The following is a 1,562-nucleotide window of genomic DNA, read 5'->3' as shown; positions in this document are numbered from 1 at the left end:
ATACCCGTTGACTATCCACAGCCAGCCCGGGCGTGTCGCTGTGCACATGTGGAAAGAGATCACCGAACTGCTTATCTACGTGGCATTGCCCCACAGGGCTCAGCGGTCTCACCCGTGCTGGCGAACCTGTTCATGCACTATGCGTTCGACACGTGGCTGACGCGGAAGTGGCCAGGCATCACGTTCGAGCGCTATGCCGACGACGCGGTCGTGCACTGCGTGTCGGAGCGTCAGGCCCGCGACGTGCTGGCCACGCTGATGGACAGGATGGAGGAGGTCGGGCTGCGATTGCACCCCGACAAGACCAAGATCGTGTACTGCCTGGACGGGAAGCGCCGACGGCCCTTCGGGCAGGCGGAGTTCACCTTCCTGGGGTACACGTTTCGCGCACGCGAAAGCCGGAACAAGCACGGACGGCGGTCCACGTCATTCGAGCCGGCGATCAGCAAGGAAGCTCTGAAGAGGATCAGCGCGGAAGTCCGCAGTTGGCGGCTCCATACCCGGTCCGACCTCTCCTTCGTGGAACTCGCGCGACGGATCAATCCGATTGTGCGGGGCTGGATGCAGTACTTCGGCCGGTTCTACCGGTCAGCACTGACTCCCCTCTTGATGCGCATCAATGCCTACTTGGTGCGGTGGATCCGCCAGAAATACAAGAAGCTCGCGGCGCTGAGGAAAGCGCTCCAGAAGATGTGGGAGATCGCCGATCGATACCCCCGCATGTTTGCGCACTGGAGGTGGACCACGGTTGCGTCCGTGGCCTGGTGATCAGAGTGGCAAGAGCCGTGTAACGGGAGACTGTTACGCACGGATTCTGTGAGAGCCGGGGGGTGAGATTCCCCCCGGCTACTCGGCAGACCGTCGTGGTGAGCGTCGGAGGAAAAGGCGTCCTTGAGAGGGCGTCAGGTGGGGATCGGGAAGGCGAGCGCGAGCGAACCACTGCTGATGCGTCGAAATGCTTGGACGACATCGAAACCGGGGCTTGAAGGCTCCCCGGGATGAGCCTGGCGGGTGTCCGCTTCCTGGCCAGGTGGTGTCCGGCGTGAAGGTGGCGCGAGCCCGATCTGCGGGATCTGTGCGGAACAGGAGAAGGCGTACGCCCATGCCAGGCGTGCGCCGGCGGACCGGCTCGTAGTAGCGGTGAAGCCCCTGTAATGGGGGTGGAGCGAAGGGGCCGGGTCGTTCGTGGCTTGTTCATTCGATCAACCGGAAGTACTCCGGGAGGAATTGGCGTGGATGAGTTGAAGGCACCGGTCAAGCCGTTCGGTATTCCGAAGCTGCTGGTGATGGAGGCTTGGGAGAAGGTCAGGGCGAACAAGGGCGCGCCGGGCGTGGACGCGGTGGCCATCGAGGAGTTCGAGGAAGATCTGCGGGGAAACCTGTACAAGATCTGGAACCGGATGTCCTCAGGCTGCTACTTTCCGCCGCCGGTGCGCATGGTGGAGATCCCGAAGCCGCAGGGCGGCATCAGCCTCGATTCGTCAGCGGTCTGATCGGTCTCGCTGATTCGGCGCCTTGCCCCGGTTTGTCCGACTGGTCGGTATAGGGGCCTTCGCATGCGC

The 1,562-nt window shown here is 63.1% G+C and carries 2 protein-coding genes; both read left to right on the top strand.

Annotated features, from left to right (window positions below; all coding sequences use genetic code 11):
• Positions 1-48: 48 nt before the first annotated feature.
• Positions 49-768, top strand: a complete 720-nt coding sequence (locus AB0D57_RS47720; protein ID WP_362088772.1) for a reverse transcriptase domain-containing protein — start codon at positions 49-51, stop codon at positions 766-768.
• A 464-nt stretch (positions 769-1,232) separates the two neighbouring features.
• Complete coding sequence (locus tag AB0D57_RS47715; protein WP_362088771.1) at positions 1,233-1,493, top strand: hypothetical protein; 261 nt, start codon at positions 1,233-1,235, stop codon at positions 1,491-1,493.
• The last annotated feature ends 69 nt before the right edge of the window (positions 1,494-1,562 follow it).

Origin of the sequence: Streptomyces sp. NPDC048275, assembly GCF_040652275.1 — a bacterium.
GTDB lineage: Bacteria > Actinomycetota > Actinomycetes > Streptomycetales > Streptomycetaceae > Streptomyces.
The sequence above is the reverse complement of the archived record's forward strand: the minus strand, read 5'-3'. Positions and strand labels throughout refer to the sequence as shown.